Origin of the sequence: Shewanella intestini (assembly GCF_018221465.1) — a bacterium.
GTDB lineage: Bacteria > Pseudomonadota > Gammaproteobacteria > Enterobacterales > Shewanellaceae > Shewanella > Shewanella intestini.
In genome coordinates, this window is record NZ_JAAIKR010000002.1 from 34,352 (window position 1) to 55,129 (window position 20,778).

The following is a 20,778-nucleotide window of genomic DNA, read 5'->3' on the forward strand; positions in this document are numbered from 1 at the left end:
TAAGCTGCGGGTGAATAACGTTTTTTGCAGTGAGGTCGCTAAACGCCAATTCCCCATATTGTAACTTGATGAAAAAGACGACGCTTAGCGTCACCTTTGTTGTATTGCTTGGCGATGACGCTATTTAGCTTGGCTACTTATGTGAAAAGTTTGGCATGGACTTTCATCATTAGCTTTCATTATTGCTTGTCACAGGCCGCTTTCAATCACGGTTTCAAGAGTCCTTTACAGGTTAACTATCTCAACAGCATTGCTAAGCTATTTTTTGATTAAGCGGGTAAATTAGCGCGTTATCACCCACTGACTTACCCGTTATCTGCTGTACTGCACGCTGTTACCATTGCACTTACATTACCCGTGTTCAGTCGCATTACACCCGATTATAGTGGCGTTGAAGTTACTGGTTGTCCCTGTGCTTGTGGCTGGGTTTGTAAACCTAAGTCAATCGGTTTAGCGGTGGTAGGCTGCGCCATTTTACGGATTTGCATCACTACACCCAGTTGTGGGTGATCAAAATAGTGTACTTCGCTACTCCGTACTCTGCGGTTTTGATTTAAGGCGATTGATTGTAAAAATGGCACCATTTTATGTGCTTGAGGCTGACTATTAACCGTATCCACCGGTGAACCATAATTAGTGTTTGTTGCTAAATCGACTTGTTTTTCAGATTCGCGACGTAAATTAAGGCGCTGCTCAATATACAAGTAGTGATCTAAATAGATATTAATGGTGCCATCAAGCTCCCATACGGGTTGTGATTGACTGCGCGTGGTAAATAAATCCCCATAGGAGCTAAAGTCAGTTAAGCCTGCACTGATGTTGTCTTGCTCATGGTTTATCACAGGCTCTCCATGAAAAGTGTATTCATCTGAGAAGTCTTTGCCACCAAAAATTCGCACTGGCGTTGCAAGGCGGCGGGTTTTCATGTCTTGCTGCCATGTCATATGAATGAGTGGCGTGATGCCGCGCTCTTTTTTAATGCTGGCAATCATGTCACTAAATTGAGCTTGAGACTCTGCCAGTAGTACTGGCGGCTCACCAAGGTAGGCTACTTGTTCGGTTGGCGCGGCAATTGATACCGGCACAACACTTGGGTGTGACTTTTGGGTTTTGTTGGTTAATGGGTCATTACAGTCATGATTGTCATTTAGCCAATCATTAGAATTACACCCTGATAAACCCAATGACACTCCGGTAATATCGGTTGTGATCATCGGTGAAATTAAATCGACAGCTTGGGAATTAAGCGCTTTAGCGGGTTGCTCATTCCATTGTTCGCTTGTCGACTGAGCAGGTCGCTCAAACACAAATACTTCTACTTCAAACCACGTTTTAGCTTGGGCTGCCATAGGCTGGCACAAGCAAGCGATTGCAACACATGACAAAGTAAAGCGACGCTGCATTGTTTGTAAGTGCACTATTTGTCTCCATTAGGGTGTTTAGCAAATTCTTCTAGCAACATTTTTACTAACTCTAACCGCTGTTTATTGGTTTCTGCTGGTAAGGTGAATTTTAACTTATTTGGCCCATCCATACGATAAATTTGTGGTTGGTTTTGCAATAAGCCGATGATAAACATAGGGTCAACTTGATTATCATCACCAAACTCAATGTTGCCACCTTTGCTATGTAAATCTATTTTTTTAATCCCTAACAATGTGGCTTGATGTTTATACAGGGTAATATCCATCAGGTTACGTGTTGAGTCGGGTAACATCCCAAAGCGGTCAATAAACTCAACTTTCAGTTCATCAATCATGGTTTCGGTTTCACAATTGGCAATGCGTTTATACAGTGACAAGCGCATGTTGACATCGGCCACATAGTCTTCAGGTAACAGTGCTGGCACGCGTAGGTCGATTTCGGCTTTGGCGTTGAGCATGCGTGCTAATGACGGTTCTTTACCTTCTTTTAATGCCTTGACCGCAGATTCAAGCATTTCCATATATAAACTAAAACCAATTTTAGAAATGTGACCGCTTTGTTCATCGCCAAGCAATTCTCCTGCACCGCGGATTTCCAAATCTTGTGTGGCAAGCATAAAACCTGCGCCTAAATCTTCCAGAGCACCAATGGCTTCGAGGCGTTTACGTGCATCAGGGGTCATGCGTTTTGGGTGCGGAGTCATTAAATAAGCATAAGCTTGATGATGTGAGCGCCCTACACGGCCACGTAATTGGTGTAATTGTGCTAAACCAAATTTATCAGCACGGTCGATTAAAATAGTATTAGCAGTAGGCACATCAATACCGGTTTCAATAATGGTGGTACACACCAGTACATTGAAACGTTGATGATAAAAATCTGACATGACTTTTTCTAGATCGCGCTCACGCATTTGCCCGTGAGCCGTTACCACCCGAGCTTCGGGTAATAACTCACGGATTTCATTGGCCATGCGTTCAATACTTTCAACATTATTATGTAAAAAGTATACCTGACCACCACGTAGAATTTCTCGTAAAATGGCTTCACGTACGGTGGCAGAGTCAAATTCACGTACAAAAGTCTTCACCGCAAGACGCTTAGCAGGTGGAGTGGCGATAATCGATAAGTCACGCATACCCGACATGGCCATATTTAAGGTTCTTGGGATTGGTGTAGCGGTTAAAGTTAAAATATCGACATTGGCACGCAGCGCTTTAATTTTCTCTTTTTGGCGCACACCAAAGCGGTGCTCTTCGTCAATCACCAACAAGCCGAGGTTTTCAAAATTAGCGGTCGATTGTAATAACTTGTGCGTGCCAATCACAATATCCACTTTACCTGCCGTTAATTGTTCCATGACTTGGGTTTGTTCTTTAGCAGTGCGAAAACGTGACATCACCTCAATCACCACTGGCCAATCGGCAAAGCGGTCTTTAAAGTTTTCAAAATGTTGTTGTGCCAATAGGGTGGTTGGCACAAGTACAACCACTTGTTTACCGGCGTTAACAGCAATAAAAGCCGCGCGCATTGCCACTTCTGTTTTACCAAAACCAACATCACCACAAATCAATCTGTCCATTGCCATTGGCGTTTTCATGTCTTCAACAACGGCGTGAATAGCCGTTTCTTGGTCAACGGTTTCTTCAAATGGGAATGCTTGGCTAAATAAAGCATATTCTTCGACATCAATTTTGTGCGCATCACCAGGGCGTGCTTGGCGTCTGGCGTAAACATCGAGTAATTCAGCGGCAACGTCGCGGATTTTTTCAATGGCTTTTTTCTTGGCTTTCGCCCACGTTTCATTGCCAAGTTTATTTAGCTGGGCTTGTTCTTCATTGCCGACGCTGTAGCGGCTAATTAGGTGCAGTGATGACACCGGAACGTAAAGTTTATCGCCACCAGCATATTCAAGTTGCAGATATTCAGCGACTAAACCGCCAGTGTCCAGTGTCACTAAACCTTGATAGCATGCCACACCATGTTCAAGGTGAACGATAGGCTGGCCAACTTTGAGTTCAGCAAGGTTTTTAACAAGAGCATCAGCACTTACTTGTTTTTGTTTTTCGCGCCGACGCTGCTGAGAAATGCGCTGCCCAAAGAGTTCGGTTTCACAAATAACATTGATATGGCCTTTTGGAGTGTCATTGATGACACAGCCTCTGGCAAGTGGCGATACCACGAGGCCAATTGGATTGTTAGCCGCAAGGTAGTCATCTAAGTGATTAAATAAACTAGGTTTTAGATCTATTTTGGCAAATAACTCAAACAAGGCTTCACGGCGCCCCTCAGATTCTGCGCTAAACACTACTTGCTTTTGGGTTGCAATGTATTCTTTTAAAGCGATTAAAGGCTGCTTTAATTTATGGTTAGCATTGATATCGGGCAGGGCTTGAATATTGGCGTTTATGGCATGTTTGGGGCTGTTATCCGTTGAGACTTGCTCCAGTATTTGGGTGCGCTGGAACTGTTTAAACGCCCCAAAGAGTTCATCAACTAATAAATATAGCTCTTGCGGTGCGAGTAACGGTCGCAAAGGGTCAACCCGGCGGTCTTCATAGCGTAAATTAATTTCTTGCAAGTGCTGCTGACAAGCCTGCTCAATATCGCCTGAGGTAATGAGTTGGGTGTTGCCTGGCAAATAGTCAAACAATGTTGCGGTTTGTTCGAAAAATAGCGGTAAGTAATTTTCAATACCGGCAGGCATGATATTGCGGCTAACTTGTTGATAAACTGACTCAGCTTCTTTTGAAATCACTTCAAAACGGCGACGATAACGCTGTCTAAACCCCTCAATAGCTTCATTGTCGGTGGCAAATTCTTTGGCGGGTAACATGCGGATATTATCGAGTGACATTCCTGAACGCTGGGTTTCAACGTCAAAAAATCGGATAGATTCGATTTCATCGTCAAATAATTCAATGCGCAGCGGTTGTTTTGAACCGGTTAAGAAAATATCGACAATAGAACCGCGAATCGCAAACTCACCGTGCTCGTACACTTGATCAACCAGATGATAACCCGTGTCAACTAAATGCTGACGCACGGTTTGCAAACTGTATATGTCACCTTTTTTAAGTAACATTACATTAGAGGTTAAGAATGTTCGCGGCGGTAAGCGTACCATTAAGGTAGTAACCGGCACTATCACCACCATTTGTTGGCCTTGGCTAATTTGCGCTAAGGTTTCTAGGCGTTGTGAAATTAGGTCTTGATGGGGTGAAAAACTGTCATAAGGAAGTGTTTCACGATCTGGGAACAAACAAACCTGTACTTGGCTGTTGGCCAATAAATAGCTCAGCTCTGCCTCTAATGCCATCGCGCTAGGGGTGTCGTGAGTGACGAGTAAGGTTGTGCCACTGTGCGGTTTGATTAATTGAGTTAATGTGAGCGCTTGAGCAACGCCACCACCGCTAATTAACGTTTGTAGTTGTTGGCCTTTTTTGACTGTTGGCGGCGTCAGTACACTAAATGGTTTCATTGTCGTTTGAAGATCTTGTTGATTGTGCTGTAAGTAAGGTGCGCACTGAGTGCACGCAGTCACTCATTAGTCGGTTTGATTTTGTTGTTTACGGCGTTTAAGCATTTTTTGTTGCACATTTAAGCTGGCTTTAACCAGTTGTTCAACGTCGTCATCTAAAATCTGGCTAAACTCAAACTCACAAAGCCATTGCTGTTCAACAGCTTTACATTGCACCACTTTAGCAATGCACAATAAGGCGACTAGCTCAGTACGCATAAATAACTGCACTTGGTAGTGTTGTCCTTCAATGAGCGCGGCGGGACTTAGGACGCTAATGCCACTGCCACCAAATTGCACACCGACAACGGGATCACCTTGTTGTTGTTCGCTTTCAAGAATATGTTGCAGCACTAAATCGATTTTGCGTGACTGTAACTTTAGGAAGTCGACAACGGCTTTTGCTTCGTTATCTAATTGACGAAGTTGCAATAAGCAATTGGCTTCCATTGCTTTCACATCGGTTAATAGCTGTAAGCCAACCGATTGCATGTCACGCAATTGGTCTTGTGAAGGTATTGGCGTATGGTTATCCCACAAATTTAGATAGGCACTAAATTGATGAGGCACACTAAAATAAGAATTGCTGTCTGCTAACAAAGGTTTGCCTCTTTATTTATCACTCTAATACCCCTATTATCGTGCCCAACATAATGATTTAGCAAGTCATAGACTTAGCGTGCTTGATAGTTTTTTACTATTTTAACCTAATACGTGGCCATAAAGGTTTGGGATTAACAACAAAATATGAATTTAGGCTTTTCATTCTTTGTAGGATTTCGCTATTGGCGTACAAAAAAAGCCAATGCATTTGCTTCATTTATCACTTTATTTGCCGTTTCAGGCATTTTCTTAGGCGTTAGCGCACTTATTATTGTCAGCTCAGTTATGAACGGGTTAGAAGGGCAGCTAAAAGACCGTATTTTAGGCGCGGTTCCGCAATTAACGTTGGTGAGTGAATCTGGTTTTAAAGATTGGCAGGCCGCCAGCGATAAGGTGGTTTTACAACACTCTCGGCGCATTAAAGGCATTGTGCCAAGCGCGTCGACACAAGCCATGCTGCAATCTACTGGCAATATTCACGCCGCCCAAGTCTTGGGGATTTACCCAGATTTAGAGCGCCCAATTTCAAAGGTGATTAATTCTGGTGATAACAACGCTTTTAGCCAACTTGTAGCCGGTCAATATCGGGTGGTCCTTGGGCGACAGCTCGCACAAACCTTAGGCGTGAGTATGGGTGATAAAGTCCGTTTGTTTAGCGGTAATGGCGTGGTGTATACGCCGCTTGGACCTGTGCCAAGTCAGCGCAAATTTACCGTGGCTGGATTATTTGAAATGGGTTCACAAGTTGATGCCAGCGTGGCTTATGTGCATTTTGAAGACTTACAAAAACTGATGCGCCAAAACGCACAAACCGTTACCCATTTACGGGCTTATTTAACTGACCCGTTTGACGCGTCAGCCATTGCACCATCGGTAGTGAAACAATTTGCGCAATTAGGCGAAACCGTTACCGCTAAAGATTGGCGAGATGATTTTGGGCATTTGTTTTCAGCTGTGAAGATGGAAAAAAATATGATGTCATTAATGTTAAGCCTGATTATTGCAGTGGCAGCATTTAATATTGTTTCTGCATTAGTGATGATGGTTGTTGATAAAACCAGTGATGTGGCCGTGTTAAAAACCCAAGGTTTGACAACACCGGCTGTGATGTTGATTTTTATTATCCAAGGTTCACTCAATGCTTTACTTGGGCTATTACTTGGCAGTGTAGCCGGGGTGTTCGTGACCCTTAATATCAATAGTATTACATCGGCTTTGGGCATATCAATTTTAGGCCCTGGACAAATTTTACCGGTGGCGATTTCCTCTGGCCAAATTGGCTTAATTGTTTGCGGCACATTAATGATGACCTTGCTCGCTACCCTTTATCCTGCTTTTACGGCTGCACGAGTTCAGCCTGCTAGCGCATTGAGATACGAATAATGACCGATACTAAACAACCTCTTTTACAAGTCAATGACGTTAGCAAAGCCTATCTTGAAGGTGATATTGCCACTCAAGTATTAAACAATGTCAATTTAACGATTTATAAGGGCGAACAACTGGCCATTGTTGGCGGTTCGGGTTCTGGTAAAAGTACGTTGCTGCATTTAATGGGAACACTAGACACCCCAACAACCGGCAAGGTGTTACTTGAAGGCGAGAATATTCATCAATTGTCGGCTACGCGCCAGTCACAAATACGCAATCAAGATTTAGGGTTTATTTACCAATTTCATCATTTATTGCCTGACTTTAGCGCGCTTGAAAACGTGGCAATGCCAGCACTCATTCAAGGCCAAAATCGCGCAACTGCACTTGAAAAAGCACAAGTATTATTAAATAGAGTGGAATTAGGGCACAGATTACAACATACGCCATCGCAGTTATCGGGAGGTGAGCGTCAACGGGTTGCCATAGCAAGAGCATTGATTAATCAACCTAAGTTAGTATTGGCCGATGAGCCTACGGGCAATTTAGATTCAAGCCGCGGCGATGAAGTGTATGCTCTGATCCGCGAATTATCATTGCAACTTGGCACCGCCTTTGTGGTGGTGACCCATGACCCTGTGCTTGCCAACAAAATGGATCGCCAACTCACCATGAAAGATGGTTATTTGCATTTAGAAGACTCAAACAATGGCACATCAGGTGATATGGCATGAATATCAAATTGCCATTAGTGATAGGTTGGCGGTTTTATCGCGCTCGTCAATCTAATCGTTTTATTAACTTTATTTCTTTTGCATCAACCGCAGGTATTGCGCTTGGCGTGGCGGTATTGATTATTGTCTTGTCGGCGATGAATGGCTTTGAGCGAGAGCTTGAGCAACGGTTATTAGGGGTGATCCCACATGGCGAACTCGTTGGGGTGAATAGCCCCTTAGCTGATTGGCAAAGCGTTGCCGATTCAGCCAAAGCCGTGCCGCAAATTACTGGAGTTGCGCCTTTTGTACGCTTACAAGGTTTGGTGCAAAAACCGGGCGGATTTCAAGGCTTGGTGGTCAATGGTATTGATATTAAGCAAGAAGCAAAAGTGTCGGCAATCAATAACTACATGCCTAAGGCGACTTGGCAGTCATTAGCCGGTAACACCAATCACATCGTGTTGGGGCAATCATTGCTAGATAGCTTGGGACTAAAAGTGGGTGATACCTTAGCCATGTATACTCCACAAACTGCAGGCACGAGTAATAGCCAGCGGTTATCGCAGGCAAAAAGTCATCGGTTTGTGGTGTCTGGGGTATTTAAACTCGGCGGTGAAGTTGAGTCGACTCAAGCTTATGTGTCGATGCAGTATTTAAGTCATTTGATGAAATTTGACGGTAAAGCATCTGGGATACGGATCAAAGTCGATAATGTATTTGATGCGCCGCAGGTGATTCGCCAACTTGGCTATGCCCAAAATGAATATGTGTATATGAATGATTGGACACGCAGCCAAGGACATTTATATCAAGACATTCAGATGGTAAGAATGATCATGTATTTGGTGTTAGCGCTGGTGATTGCTGTTGCCTGCTTCAATATTGTGTCAACCTTGGTGATGGCGGTGCGTGATAAAGCATCGGAAGTTGCCATATTAATGACCATGGGGTTAACACGCGCTGCGGTGATGGGAATATTTATTTTACAAGGCGCGCTTAATGGCATTACCGGTTGTACTTTGGGTGGGGTGATAGGGGGGCTTATTGCCCAAAATCTTAGCAGTATTGCCAAAGGCTTTGAGCACGTTTTTGGGGTTAAACTTTTGGCCAGCGATATTTATTTTATCGACTTTTTGCCATCAGAGCTCAATCCTCGTGATGTGGTATTAGCTGTCGCCATGGGATTGGTCATGAGTCTTGTGGCAACGGTTTATCCCGCTTGGAAAGCCACTAAAATTGCGCCTGCTGCGGCGCTTGCTGGACGTTAAACATTTGGCATTGTTAGCTATTAAACGCTAGCCAATTTCATGTGTTTTTAACTGTATAAACATATTTAAAGGTCATATTGATATGCAGCAAGACAGACAGATATTTTTTACCACAGAGCAGTTAACCGCCAGTGCGTTTGTTGACACTGATTTAGTTATATTTACCGCTTATCGGCAGCAACCGTGCGTTGCACAATATCAAAGTTGGGATACCGATTACAGTCTTGATGATGCTAAAGCCATGTTTGCGAATATGAATTACCAACAGTTTGGTCAGGTAGATAAATGGTTTCAAATTGCATTAACGCTTAATAGCTGCGGCACATTAATTGGTGATTTAGCGCTGCACTTTGTTGATGAGCAACAGCTTGAATTAGGCATTACTTTAGCTCCAGAATACCAACAACAAGGTTTTGGCCTTGAAGCCGTAACGGGCGTGGTTAACTATGTATTCCAGCAGCTGGGCAAGCATAGAATAACGGCAATAACCGATAGCCAAAATAGTGCCTGCGCAGCGCTGTTAACCAAAGCCGGTTTTAGAAAAGAAGCGCATTTTGTACAAAATATCTTTTTTAAAGGTGCTTGGGGCGATGAGTTTCAATTTGCGCTTTTAGCAAGTGAAATTAACCTCGATAACGGGTAATTGACTTACCAAGCTCATGTCGCGGGTAACGTTAGGGCGGTGAGTATAGCTTATCAAAGCGGTTAATTTAGCCCTGAGCTCAACTACAATTAGCCTTACTGGATCGTTAATTGGGTTTTTAAGGAGTTACATGAGTTGTCGTGGTTGTGAAGAGTCTATTTTTAAGCAAAAAATAGGTCGATGCAAAAGCTGTATGATCCAACTGACTGTTTTATCGTTAATCAGTTGGCCATTATGGTGGTTTGGTTTTGCGCAAACGCCAACTCGTATTGAGTCAATCGCGTTATTATTTTTCTGTTGTGCTTTTAGCGGCTTATTGGCGCTGCACTTAGTGGTACTGAGTTATCGCCGAATAGTGTTAGGCGACACTAAAATGTATCAAAAAACTGATACGGATTAATGTATTGTGTTTCAGCGCGCGGTTTTCGTTATGCCATGTTGTTTGGCATTAGACTTTTAGCTGCTTCTTGCTTCTTGCTTCTTGCTTTCGGTTTCATGATTATGGCTTATGTCATTAGTTTTTCGTTCTTGGCTAAACTAAAGCTGGCAACCCTTAATAGTTAAAAAAACTAACAACTTATGACAAGTATAATTGCTTGTTATCACCGCGCCACTGTTTAGGTGTTTGCCCAAATAAACGCTTAAACTCACGGCTAAATTGCGATGCACTGACATAACCGTTTTGCATTGCAGCCTCACTGACATTCATGCCTTTAGCAATACTCACCGCTGCGCTATTGAGTCGCATAGATTTGATAAATTGCATTGGTGACATCGTCGTCGCTTGTTTAAATTTACGGTGCAGTACTGCGCGGCTCATGCCAACTTGGGTGGCAATATCTTCAATAGTGATGGGTTTATCTAATTGAGATGACAACACCTCAATGGTGCGAGCAATGTCATTGCCTACGCCAAAAGCCTGCTTTACTGTAGCGCCCGCATCGCCATTTAACAGCGCGTAATAAACTTCTCTGAGTCTGTTGTTACCCAAAATTGCGCAATCTGTTTTGTTATCACCTAATTGCAATAAGCGTAATAACGCATCGGTAAAAGGCTCATCCCAATTGGCTAGGGCCAAACCTGGTGGATGTTGTTGGGTTGGTGTGTAGTTTGCTCGCCCAGCTACCGTCTCCATTTCAATGGTTAACTCCGTTAATACCTTCGTGTCTAGCGAGATGCACACCCCTAACAGTGGCTCTTGTGGGGAAGCGGTTGCTGTGCCTGCTTCAACCGGAATCGACAAGCTGCAACACATGTACTGCTGAGCATCATACAAGTATTGCTTACCGTCCAAAATAGCCTGTTTAGCACCGCTGACAATAGCGATGACCATTGGCTCATAAATAACCGGCGTACATTGATGTGGCTGTGTGAGGCGAAAAAGCTGTACGCCTTTAATACCTGTTTCAATTAAACCATCGCAGCTGACACGCTGCTCTATAAGGTGTTTTATTTTAGATTTTTGCATTATTTGACATTATCACGTCAATAATCAGTTGTCACTTGAGTGATACAAATAGGCAAGTATAAAAGACTATCGGAGCTATTTTGAATTGATTGTGAGCGTTATAGTGTATTTCTTACAAGGCGGGACTTTACTTGAAAGATAACAGTAAGGCGTCTATTTATGTCGTACAACACATATTGATAACTGAGTGAATTGCGCAATTTAACGCAGATTTATTGGTGATGGTATCAGCGTGATAAGCCGCTTTAGTCATTCACTCGACGAAGATAATGAATTGGTTTAGCCCAGCTAGTCCATTTAGCAAAAAAGAGGAAAATAAATATGTCAATTAATACACAATTTGGCGCACACGGGTGGACGCCGCAGCATATCGGTTCATTGGCAGGTAAAACGTATGTGATTACGGGGGCAAATACCGGTGCAGGATATGAAGCAACAAAGTTGCTGCTATCAAAAAAGGCCAAAGTGGTGATGCTCAATCGTAATGAGCAAAAGTCATTACAAGCGATTAAAACGTTAAAAGCTGAGCTAGGTGATAAGGCCGATGTGGCATTTATTCAATTAGATCTTGCCCAGTTATCAAGTGTGCGTGAAGCGGCAGCTAAAGTACTTGAGAGTGTTGATCACATTGATGCGCTTATCTGTAATGCCGCTATTGCGCAAGTGGCAAAGCAACAGATAACGGTTGATGGCTTTGAAAGCCAAATGGGTGTGAATCATTATGCGCATTTCTTATTGTGTGGTTTGTTGTTTGAACGCATAGAGGCATCTATTGGTCGTATTGTTGTGGTGGGCAGTAATGCCTATAAAATGGGTAAAAAGACGATTCAGTTTGACGACATTAATTTTGATAAAAAATACACCGCGTGGGATAGTTATGCGCAAAGTAAGTTGGCCCAAATGATGTTTGCGTATGAATTACAGCGCAAGGTGGGGCTAGCAGGTAAGCAGGTGCAGGTACAAGTTTGCCACCCAGGTGCATCAAGAACTAACTTGCTTAAAGATACTGCCAGTAGGTTAAATAAAATTATTTGGTCAATTGCTGCGCCCTTAATTGCGCAGTCAGCGACAAAAGGTGCGTGGCCAGAGGTGATGTGCGCTGTAGAGCAAGGCTTAACGGCAAACACGCTTTATGGGCCAACAAAACGCGCACAAACTGTCGGAGCCATCGATCAATGTCCACTCGATGATGTGGCGTTAAATCACACGCAAGCGCGCGCATTATGGGCGCTGTCTTGTGAGAAAACGGGATTAGATTGGGATGTAAACTAGCTAACGCAAGAGGCGAAAGAGGGCGTTCCTGTGTGCTGACAGCGGGTTATTTATTTCGTTTTTGCCATTTAAATAAGATCGAGTATTTCCATAAATTGGCAATGATAAAGTAGCCTGCAATAGCACAGATAACGCCTAAGACTGCGCAACCGAGTATAAATGGGGGGCCAATGGTGGAAAGTGATGCCTCTATCCAAGCCCAACTAATTTGGAATTGAAATTCTTGTGCGGGCGTGCCAAGGATTTTAGCACCCAATAAGTAGGCGCCATAAAACATAAACGGCATGGTTAGGGGGTTGGTTAACCACACTAATGCGACTGACACGGGAATGTTGACATTAAAGAAAATGGCTAACGCGGCAGCGAGCACCATTTGAAATGGCATTGGCATCCACGCAGCAAAAAGGCCAATAGCAAAAGCCCCTGGAGCAGACTTTCTATTTAATGCCCATAAGTTGGGTTTGTTTAATAGTTGGCCGAACACTTTAAGATACTTGTGTTGCTTAAGTACTTCAGGCTTAGGCATATACTTTTCAATAAATTTTTTTGGCATCTTTGGCGATTACTGTCTTTACTCAATCGTTATGAATCGATTTCTAATAGGGTACTGCACATGTAGTCTTTCGGCACTGTTATGGCCGATAATCTTACCATATCACTGGTGGGCGCTGTGGTTGGTCATTGGTGTTTTGACCTTATATAAAGCGCCATTTATCAGTGGGATAATGATGTCACTGATGTGGATAACCGTGGCATTTCATGGTCTTTACTCACATTCATTGCCTAACAATGACACCCAGCAAATAATTAAGGCTGAGATAGTATCACTAGTGAATCAAAACCGCGACTGGATTAGTGTGGATGTAAAAAACCTAGCGCAAGTTGATGCAGGGTTATTGCAAGGTTATTACCGACTCAGTTGGCCAAAACCGCCACATGTTGAAGTCGGGCAACAATGGCAACTGTCTATTAAAGTCAAGAGCATCAGTAACATTGCCAATCAAGGCGGCTTTAATCAACAGAAGTATTTCATCAATCGTCATATCATTTACCGAGGCAATGTTAAACAAGCATTGCTCATTAAGCCCAATACCTCAACATTAAACCGCTTTAAAAACCAATTATCCCAAGGTTTAACAGCCTTAGATAATGGTGATATTTTACAAGCCCTGTTATTAGGGCAAAAACAACAGATTAGTCAAACCCGTTGGCAGCAACTACGTCAAACAGGCAGTGGCCATTTAATCGCCATATCGGGGTTGCATTTGTCAGTTGTCTTTGGTGTATTTTATTTTTTACTGCAATTTTTATGTCAGTGGTGGTTAAGTCGCAGACATTGTCGTCATAGAAACAATATTAAGTATTATTTTATTTATCGTGCTTGGGTGCTACTGGGGAGTTTAGCTTGTGCCTTTGCTTATGCTTATTTAGCGGGATTTTCGGTTGCGACGACGCGGGCAATGGTCATGCTCGCTTTGGTGGTCAGTTTTAGTTTACTAAAGCAGTATTCAACCCCCTGGGACCGTTTGTTATATGCCTTATTTGCGGTATTAGTTATTGACCCTTTTGCGATGTTAAGTAGTGGCTTTTATCTGTCATTTATCGCGTTAATGCTTATATTATTAACGATTGATTCACGTCAGAAAACCATGCAAAAGCAAGCTGAAAAAGTAGATTATCTAGCCTTGCAAGCAGCTAGTGCGCCAGTGTCAGTTGTTGAAAAATGTCGTCAGCAATTGTGTTTGTTGTGGTCAATTCAGTGGCGTTTAGGGCTGGGGTTGTCATTATTGCAAGCATTGTTATTTGGCTACATTTCGCCACATAGCATTTGGTTAAATCTATTATTTGTGCCGTGGTTTAGCATAGTGGTGATCCCTGTCGCCATTTTAAGTTTATGTTTGTGGTCATTTATTTGGGCAAGTTTTTATTTTGCTCAATCGCTTGGTGTTTCAGTGGCAACGCAATACATAAGTGCGCTATTTTTAGGTCATGAACCGTGGTTAACGCTGTGGTTGTTTACGCCAGCCAATATCAGTTTGCATCCTTTTAATGCGCTATTAACGGCATCATCCTCTTTACCATTTGCATTACTAACGTTACCTGAGCCGTTAATTGCCGCCGTTTTATTGTTTATTTTGCTGATCATCTTGCTAGCTGGGGCAGTGTGGTTTACTCGCCGCTCAGGGCATAATTGGTTTGCCACTTGGCCACGAAGACTAACAGGACTTAAACATGTATTTGTGACTACAGCTGCGCATATTAAGCAAAAGGGTGAAGCAAGTCAGCGGCATCATCATTACGACAGCCGCAGCACTCAAAAACGGATTTTTTCTTTGCTGGCCATCCCGGTTTTCATTGGCATTGCAATCAGCGTTATTGGGGGGAGTAATAAGGTTTATGACGCATTGACCAGTAAACAACTGAGTGAGAGTTGGCAAATGCATGTGTTAGATGTCGGCCAAGGAAGCGCGATCGTCATCAAGCAAAATGAACTGGCCATTTTGTATGATACCGGGGCCAAATACGGTGACGATTTTAGCTATGCCCAGCGGGTCATTTTACCGTTTTTACAAGCCAGAGGCATCAAGCACTTAAGCCATATTGTGATAAGCCACAACGACAACGATCATGCTGGCGGCTTAAAGGTGTTGGCGGATCATTTTCAGCAGGCAATAATAGTCACCGATATTAACAGTGTGTTAGCCGCATACCCGTTACGAAGCCGACCTTGTAAAGGGTTTGAGCGGTCAGATAATACCCTAAAGGTTGAGGCCGTCGGTTATGGTGGCAATTTTACTTCAGACAATAATCAATCTTGTGTGATGCTATTAAGCGATAACGTATCTAATGTGCTATTAACTGGCGATATAGAGCATGCGCGTGAACAACAATTAATCAGTGAGAATAAAATCGGCCATGTTGATATTGTGTTTGCGCCGCATCATGGCAGTGAAACCTCATCTAGCGAGTCGTTGTTAACCGAGCTCACACCGACGGTTGCACTATTTAATGCTGGCTTTGCTAATCAGTATGGTTTTCCCAAACAATCAGTGCTAAATCGCTATCATCAACGTCATATTCAAACCTATGTGACCGGTACCGTCGGTCAAATTAGTGTTGATTTTAATCGCTTTGGTTACAATATCAGCACTTATCGTGGCCAATTATCGCCTTTTTGGTATAACCGTTTGTTTAAGTTTGGTGAGAAAGTTAAAGCAGAGTAGAATGTCGAGTATGTTTGTCATAAAAGTAAGTAATTCATGTCGTCAGAACCGAAAAATGAAATGTGGGTCGTCTTTAAGCGTTTAATGACATACGTACTTCCCATGAAGTCGATGTTTATCTTTGCGGTACTTGGGTTATTAACCTACGGTGCGGTCGATGCCAGCTTTATCGCGTTTATAAAGCCGTTTATTGATGAAGGGTTTGCCCAAAGTGCACCTACCGTTGCCGGTATTGATATCGATATGCCTACCAGCAAAGGTTTTAGTGCCGATAATGACATTTTAATGATGGCACCTTTCGTGGTTATCTTTATGTTTTCATTACGCGGATTAGCCAACTTCGTGTCGACATATTGTGTGTCTTATATCAGTGCGCGCTTGATCATGGACATGCGTCAACAAGTGTTTGAGCACTACCTTCGTCTGCCAGTAAGTTATATTGACCGTGAAAATAGCGGTAACTTAATTTCCCGAGTGACATTTGATACAGAGCAAATTGCTCGGGCATCAGGCAGTGCTTTGATCTCCATTGTCCGCGATAGCATGACGGTCATTGGCATGTTAGCGATTATGTTTTTTTATTCTTGGAAATTATCGTTATGTATATTGGTCATCGGTCCGTTAATGGGCGTGGTGATTAGTGTGGTCAGTAAACGATTCCGTAAAGTCTCAAAGCAAATTCAATCGGCTATGGGCGGCGTAACTGCCACGACAGAGCAAATGATCAAAGGCCATAAAAATGTGTTGGCATTTGGTGGTCAAGAAACCGAAATCAAACGTTTTTATAAAGTTAACGATCATAACCGTTATCAAAATATGAAGCTGGCTGTGGCGCAATCGGTCAGCCAACCCGTCATTATGGTTATTGGCTCTTTTGCACTGGCGTTTGTGCTTTATGCTGCAAGCTGGGATAGCATGGCTGCTGATTTAACCGCGGGTACTTTTGCTGCCATCTTAGGTGCAATGCTTGCGATGTTGCAGCCGATTAAAAACCTCACCCGAATTAACGCAGAATTTCAGCGCGGTATTGCTGCCTGTACCACCGTATTTGAATTATTAGATACAAAACCTGAAAAAGATGAAGGCGACATTGAAGTAAAACGTGTTGATGGTTTATTACGTTTTGACAATGTGTCGTTTCGTTATCCTGAGCAAGAGTCGTGTGCGCTTAACGGCATTAATTTTGAAGTTAAGCCCGGAAAAACCACCGCGTTGGTTGGGCGTTCGGGTTCGGGAAAATCAACGATTGCCAGTTTAGTGACCCGTTTTTATGGCGATCTTGAAGGCGGTGACATTAGTATTGATAGCACCAGTATTTATGATTACAAACTCAAGTCATTACGTAACCAAGTGGCGCTAGTGTCTCAACAGGTGACTTTATTTAATGACACCATTGCCAATAACATTGCTTATGCTTACCCAGGTGAAGTGACTCGCGAACAAATTATGGAAGCTGCGACCTTAGCCCATGCCATGGAATTCATTGATACCTTGCCATTAGGACTTGATACCGAAGTGGGCGAAAATGGCGTGTTACTTTCAGGCGGTCAGCGCCAACGTATTGCTATTGCGCGTGCCATGCTGCGCGATGCTCCGATTTTGATTTTAGATGAAGCAACTTCAGCTTTAGATACTGAGTCAGAAAAAGCCATTCAACAAGGCTTAGATAACCTAAGACAAAATAGAACCTCCATTGTTATTGCTCATCGTTTATCGACGATTGAAAGCGCCGATGAAATTTTGGTGGTTGATCAAGGCGAAATCAAAGAGCGTGGCAACCATGCGCAATTGCTTGAGCAAAAAGGCATGTATGCCAACCTTTATCAAATGCAGTTTGGTGAATAATGCAGCATTGGGTGAATAAAATTTGGTATCAAGGTCATGGGGCTAAATGGTTTTTGTTGCCGTTTTCAGCATTGTTTGTGCTAGTTAGCGGATTGCGCAAAGCCTTATATGCCATTGGAGTAAAAAAGCCAACTCAATTGCCTGTACCAGTGATTGTCGTGGGGAATATAACCGCTGGTGGCAGTGGTAAAACCCCAACGGTAATTTATTTAATTGAATTACTGCGTCAACACGGTTATCAACCCGGCGTTATTAGCCGCGGTTATGGTGGCAGCGCGCAAGGTATCACCACGGTGACACCTAAGAGCTTAGCTGCAGATGTTGGTGATGAACCTGCATTAATTGTTAGCCGCACTCAAGTGCCGATGGTTGTTGGCGCAAAACGTGCTGATGCGGCAAAACAATTATTAGCGCAGTTTAATGTTAATGTGATTATTAGCGACGATGGCCTACAACATTATGCGCTAGGGCGTGACATTGAAATCGCCTTAGTAGATGGCCAGCGCCGTTATGGTAATCAGTGGTTAATCCCTGCTGGGCCATTACGTGAAAGTGTTTCTCGATTGAAAACCATTGACTGGATAATTAATAATGGCGGACCGGCCCAATCAAATGAGATTTTGATGAGCTTAACGCCAATGCCGCCCGTTGCTCTGTGTGCTGATGTTCAGTCACCTTTTGATAAACAACAACCTGTGACAGCTATCGCAGGCATTGGTAACCCGCAGCGCTTTTTTGACAGTTTGCCTGCTTTGGGATTTACCTTAAACCAGATTCAAGCGTTTGATGATCATCAAGCTTTTGACGAAGCAACCCTAAATAACTTAGCGGCAAACACACCACTATTAATGACCGAAAAAGATGCGGTTAAATGTCGCGCTTTTGCTAAGCAACACTGGTGGTATTTACCGGTAAATGCAAAACTGACTACAGAGTTTGATCATGCATTATTGAACCGCGTACAAAAAGTGGCGAGTTCAAAACAAGGACTAACTAAGGAATCTTAAATGGCTTTTGATAAAAAATTACTTGAAATTGTGGCTTGTCCTGTGTGCAAAGGAAAGTTGGAATATGATAAAGAAAACGACCAACTGATTTGTAAAGCCGACAAACTTGCTTACCCTATAACCGAAGGTATTCCGGTGTTACTAGAAAATCGAGCTTTGCCGCTTGAGTCATAATTAGACGCGCAGCAGTGCTGCGAGCAATAAATGCTCGTCAGTTAGCTCGCCGATTAAAAACGTCACTTTGAGTGACGTTTTTTGTTTTCAGCCTTTATCATTGACTTTGGTAATTGTTAGATGACATTCGTGCTAAAGATTCAACACTGTTGTGTTTAGTTCACGTTTTTTGGTTGATATTTATATTACCGTATCGCCCATTAACCACGACTCTCAATTAAACTCATATTGCTGTATGTTTGAAAGGGGTGGTTAGACAGTGAATGAGATGGAATGAGAAAGAGGGGGTAGGTTGATATCAAAATTACCTAATTGGGTCGAAGTCGGCGCATTTGTATTGGCATTAGTGGCAGGGTTTATCAACGCGATTGGTTTACTTGGTTTTGAGCATCAATCAGTGTCACATTTATCTGGCACGGCATCATTGCTAGGTGCGAGCCTCTTCAGTCATTCCTTTGCTCATACACTGCATCTACTTGGGGTGGTGTTAGCGTTTTTAGCTGGCGCATCATTTGCGGGATTTTTATTGCATGGCACCCGCTTAAAATTAGGCCGTCATTACGATACCGCTTTATTTATTGAAGCACTGCTGCTGGTGATCTCATTTGTTTTTTTATCTGACGGGTCTTTTTATGGGCAATTTTTTGCCTCTGCAGCTTGTGGATTGCAAAATTCACTAGCCAGTACCTACAGTGGTGCTGTGGTGCGAACTACCCATTTGACCGGTATCTTTACCGATCTTGGCATTATGATAGGTTCTGTATTAAGAGGGGAAAGATTAGATAAACGCAAAGCTAAATTGTTTATGTTGATTATTGTTGGCTTTATCTTTGGCGGCACCGTAGGGGCGTTTTGTTATAGCTTATTTCAATTTACGGCTTTATTGTTACCGGCGAGTATTTGTTTAATAGTGGCGCTAATTTATCGGCTGTATTTTAAATATCATCCGCTGCAGTGCTAAGCATCTTGTGCATTTGCTTTAACAATGCCTTTATCCATATTTAGGCTAAAGGCGCGGGTTAGTGGGGGACGTTAGCGATTTTGCCCGTGACTGACTATCAACTAAGCATTAACTAAGCTGTTAATATCACAATCAAATGACCTACCCACGTAACAATTTTAGATAACGGTGTATTGCATTCATCACTAATATTAAAAAGCCCAGCGCAGTGGTTTTATCCATTACACTAGGCTTCATGTTAGCGAGCAAACCGTTATCAAAGTTGGTTAATATCAGTTTGTTCAAATCAATTTATCGATATTAAGCAAGAGAGTGTTGGTTGCATTATCAATATGATGTTTAACTATTTTTGCTTATTAGTCTATTTGCTTAGGTCTTGGTACAGGGTATCAATCCATTTCTTTTCAGTAATAAAACGCCATCCCCAATCTTTGTATTGCTGTGGTACGCCTGCTGCGTGTATTTCTTCTAAAGATTTGTTTTGCGCTAATTGTTGCTGCATCCAATTTATGTTGTCATCCAACATATGCTTGAAGGCTCTGAGCTCTGACTTTGTTGCTAAATCGCCATGTCCGGGAATGATTTTTATATCGTCAGCTAACGTGTGTAAAATTGTGTCTATGTTATCACGATAGCCAATAACGGAGCCGCCACCTTTTAGATCCACATACGGGAAACGATCTTTAAAGTATAAATCGCCCATATGAATCACATTACTGTCTTGCCAATGAACCACACTGTCGCCGTCTGTGTGACCTGGACCTAAATGAATAACGTGTAGGGTGTCATTATTAAAGCGGATATTAATACTGTCGCCATAGGTAATAACGGGTAATGCCTGTTTGGGTATATCACTGTTGGCACTGAGCCTTTTCAATACATTATGGTGAGCCAAAATGGTACCAGCATGACCGAAATGGCTATTACCACCCGTGTGATCGCCATGATAATGAGTGTTAACAACATATTTAGGTTTGCTGCTTGTGGTACCCGCATTGGGTGATTGCTGATGAACCGCATCCAGTTGAGCTGAAATTTTATCGGCTAATGGCGCAAATTGGTCGTCAATAATTAACACCCCATCTTCACCTGATGACACGCCTATATTGCCGCCAGAACCGGTAAATAAATACACATTATCAGTGAGCTTTTGCGAGGTGATTTTTACCCCTTTAAAGCGGTCATCATCAGCGATAGCATTCGTTGCCATCACACTCACAGCTATAGAAGATAGGATGAGTGACTGCTTTAAAAATGAGCTTAATTGAAAAGGATGATGTT

17 protein-coding genes are annotated in these 20,778 nt (G+C 42.8%); 11 read left to right on the plus strand and 6 right to left on the minus strand.

The window, feature by feature from the left end; translation table 11 throughout:
* Positions 1-380: 380 nt before the first annotated feature.
* The 3 genes from G3R48_RS03265 to G3R48_RS03275 all read right to left on the minus strand — a co-directional run bounded on the left by G3R48_RS03265 (position 381) and on the right by G3R48_RS03275 (position 5,545).
* Entirely contained in the window at positions 381-1,418 is a 1,038-nt protein-coding gene (locus G3R48_RS03265) for a peptidoglycan binding protein CsiV (RefSeq protein ID WP_323741258.1), read from the minus strand.
* Positions 1,418-4,906: a transcription-repair coupling factor gene (gene mfd / locus G3R48_RS03270; protein WP_153663869.1), complete on the minus strand. Its 3,489-nt coding sequence runs from the start codon at positions 4,904-4,906 to the stop codon at positions 1,418-1,420. The genes G3R48_RS03265 and mfd overlap by 1 nt, the downstream gene beginning before the upstream one ends.
* Before the next feature lie 66 nt (positions 4,907-4,972).
* Positions 4,973-5,545 (minus strand): hypothetical protein, encoded by a 573-nt coding sequence (locus tag G3R48_RS03275; protein ID WP_153663066.1) that lies wholly within the window; start codon positions 5,543-5,545, stop codon positions 4,973-4,975.
* 147 nt (positions 5,546-5,692) lie between these two features.
* Between G3R48_RS03275 and G3R48_RS03280 the strand changes: the two genes are divergently transcribed.
* From G3R48_RS03280 to G3R48_RS03300, 5 genes are all read left to right on the plus strand, one after another.
* Complete coding sequence (locus tag G3R48_RS03280) at positions 5,693-6,931, plus strand: lipoprotein-releasing ABC transporter permease subunit (RefSeq protein ID WP_153663068.1); 1,239 nt, start codon at positions 5,693-5,695, stop codon at positions 6,929-6,931.
* Positions 6,931-7,653 (plus strand): lipoprotein-releasing ABC transporter ATP-binding protein LolD, encoded by a 723-nt coding sequence (gene lolD / locus G3R48_RS03285; protein WP_153663070.1) that lies wholly within the window; start codon positions 6,931-6,933, stop codon positions 7,651-7,653. The genes G3R48_RS03280 and lolD overlap by 1 nt, the downstream gene beginning before the upstream one ends.
* On the plus strand, positions 7,650-8,903 hold the full coding sequence (gene lolE, locus G3R48_RS03290) for a lipoprotein-releasing ABC transporter permease subunit LolE (protein WP_153663072.1): 1,254 nt from the start codon (positions 7,650-7,652) through the stop codon (positions 8,901-8,903). The genes lolD and lolE overlap by 4 nt, the downstream gene beginning before the upstream one ends.
* Positions 8,904-8,985: 82 nt before the next feature.
* Positions 8,986-9,546, plus strand: coding sequence for a GNAT family N-acetyltransferase (locus G3R48_RS03295; protein WP_153663074.1), 561 nt, complete (start codon positions 8,986-8,988; stop codon positions 9,544-9,546).
* Positions 9,547-9,676: 130 nt separating this feature from the next.
* Positions 9,677-9,946: a DUF3624 domain-containing protein gene (locus G3R48_RS03300; RefSeq protein ID WP_153663076.1), complete on the plus strand. Its 270-nt coding sequence runs from the start codon at positions 9,677-9,679 to the stop codon at positions 9,944-9,946.
* A gap of 177 nt (positions 9,947-10,123) precedes the next feature.
* On the opposite strand, the gene G3R48_RS03305 is transcribed toward G3R48_RS03300, so the two are convergent.
* The gene (locus tag G3R48_RS03305) at positions 10,124-11,014 is read right to left on the minus strand and encodes an AraC family transcriptional regulator (protein ID WP_153663078.1); all 891 of its coding nucleotides are present in this window, start codon (positions 11,012-11,014) and stop codon (positions 10,124-10,126) included.
* A gap of 321 nt (positions 11,015-11,335) precedes the next feature.
* Here G3R48_RS03305 and G3R48_RS03310 point away from each other — a divergent pair, with 321 nt between their 5' ends.
* A complete protein-coding gene (locus tag G3R48_RS03310) occupies positions 11,336-12,286 on the plus strand; it encodes an SDR family oxidoreductase (protein WP_153663080.1) in 951 nt (316 codons plus the stop codon).
* Between the two features lie 46 nt (positions 12,287-12,332).
* Here G3R48_RS03310 and G3R48_RS03315 read toward each other — a convergent pair whose 3' ends face one another.
* Positions 12,333-12,839 (minus strand): DUF2062 domain-containing protein, encoded by a 507-nt coding sequence (locus G3R48_RS03315; RefSeq protein ID WP_153663082.1) that lies wholly within the window; start codon positions 12,837-12,839, stop codon positions 12,333-12,335.
* Between the two features lie 31 nt (positions 12,840-12,870).
* On the opposite strand from G3R48_RS03315, the gene G3R48_RS03320 reads away from it, so the two are divergent.
* The 5 genes from G3R48_RS03320 (at position 12,871) to G3R48_RS03340 (ending at position 19,497) form a co-directional block, all read left to right on the plus strand.
* Positions 12,871-15,510 carry a DNA internalization-related competence protein ComEC/Rec2 gene (locus G3R48_RS03320; protein WP_153663084.1) on the plus strand — a complete coding sequence of 880 codons (2,640 nt, stop codon included), beginning with the start codon at positions 12,871-12,873 and terminating at the stop codon, positions 15,508-15,510.
* Positions 15,511-15,546: 36 nt separating this feature from the next.
* Entirely contained in the window at positions 15,547-17,355 is a 1,809-nt protein-coding gene (gene msbA, locus G3R48_RS03325; RefSeq protein ID WP_153663086.1) for a lipid A export permease/ATP-binding protein MsbA, read from the plus strand.
* Positions 17,355-18,362: a tetraacyldisaccharide 4'-kinase gene (gene lpxK, locus G3R48_RS03330; RefSeq protein ID WP_153663088.1), complete on the plus strand. Its 1,008-nt coding sequence runs from the start codon at positions 17,355-17,357 to the stop codon at positions 18,360-18,362. Before msbA ends, lpxK begins: the two co-directional genes overlap by 1 nt.
* Complete coding sequence (locus G3R48_RS03335) at positions 18,363-18,536, plus strand: Trm112 family protein (RefSeq protein ID WP_153663090.1); 174 nt, start codon at positions 18,363-18,365, stop codon at positions 18,534-18,536. It begins immediately after the preceding gene.
* 292 nt (positions 18,537-18,828) lie between these two features.
* The gene (locus G3R48_RS03340) at positions 18,829-19,497 is read left to right on the plus strand and encodes a YoaK family protein (protein WP_153663092.1); all 669 of its coding nucleotides are present in this window, start codon (positions 18,829-18,831) and stop codon (positions 19,495-19,497) included.
* A gap of 361 nt (positions 19,498-19,858) precedes the next feature.
* Here G3R48_RS03340 and G3R48_RS03345 read toward each other — a convergent pair whose 3' ends face one another.
* Positions 19,859-20,707: an MBL fold metallo-hydrolase gene (locus tag G3R48_RS03345; RefSeq protein WP_228497400.1), complete on the minus strand. Its 849-nt coding sequence runs from the start codon at positions 20,705-20,707 to the stop codon at positions 19,859-19,861.
* Positions 20,708-20,778 lie beyond the last annotated feature (71 nt).

Bases quoted from the DNA above. Each gene is read 5' to 3' on its own strand.
- lolE (WP_153663072.1), top strand. From the start codon at position 7,650: ATGAATATCAAATTGCCATTAGTGATAGGTTGGCGGTTTTATCGCGCT.
- G3R48_RS03305 (WP_153663078.1), bottom strand. From the start codon at position 11,014: ATGCAAAAATCTAAAATAAAACACCTTATAGAGCAGCGTGTCAGCTGC.
- G3R48_RS03320 (WP_153663084.1), top strand. From the start codon at position 12,871: ATGAATCGATTTCTAATAGGGTACTGCACATGTAGTCTTTCGGCACTG.
- G3R48_RS03280 (WP_153663068.1), top strand. From the start codon at position 5,693: ATGAATTTAGGCTTTTCATTCTTTGTAGGATTTCGCTATTGGCGTACA.
- G3R48_RS03295 (WP_153663074.1), top strand. From the start codon at position 8,986: ATGCAGCAAGACAGACAGATATTTTTTACCACAGAGCAGTTAACCGCC.
- G3R48_RS03335 (WP_153663090.1), top strand. From the start codon at position 18,363: ATGGCTTTTGATAAAAAATTACTTGAAATTGTGGCTTGTCCTGTGTGC.
- G3R48_RS03300 (WP_153663076.1), top strand. From the start codon at position 9,677: ATGAGTTGTCGTGGTTGTGAAGAGTCTATTTTTAAGCAAAAAATAGGT.
- G3R48_RS03315 (WP_153663082.1), bottom strand. From the start codon at position 12,839: ATGCCAAAAAAATTTATTGAAAAGTATATGCCTAAGCCTGAAGTACTT.
- msbA (WP_153663086.1), top strand. From the start codon at position 15,547: ATGTCGTCAGAACCGAAAAATGAAATGTGGGTCGTCTTTAAGCGTTTA.
- G3R48_RS03310 (WP_153663080.1), top strand. From the start codon at position 11,336: ATGTCAATTAATACACAATTTGGCGCACACGGGTGGACGCCGCAGCAT.
- G3R48_RS03345 (WP_228497400.1), bottom strand. From the start codon at position 20,707: ATGGCAACGAATGCTATCGCTGATGATGACCGCTTTAAAGGGGTAAAA.
- mfd (WP_153663869.1), bottom strand. From the start codon at position 4,906: ATGAAACCATTTAGTGTACTGACGCCGCCAACAGTCAAAAAAGGCCAA.
- lpxK (WP_153663088.1), top strand. From the start codon at position 17,355: ATGCAGCATTGGGTGAATAAAATTTGGTATCAAGGTCATGGGGCTAAA.
- lolD (WP_153663070.1), top strand. From the start codon at position 6,931: ATGACCGATACTAAACAACCTCTTTTACAAGTCAATGACGTTAGCAAA.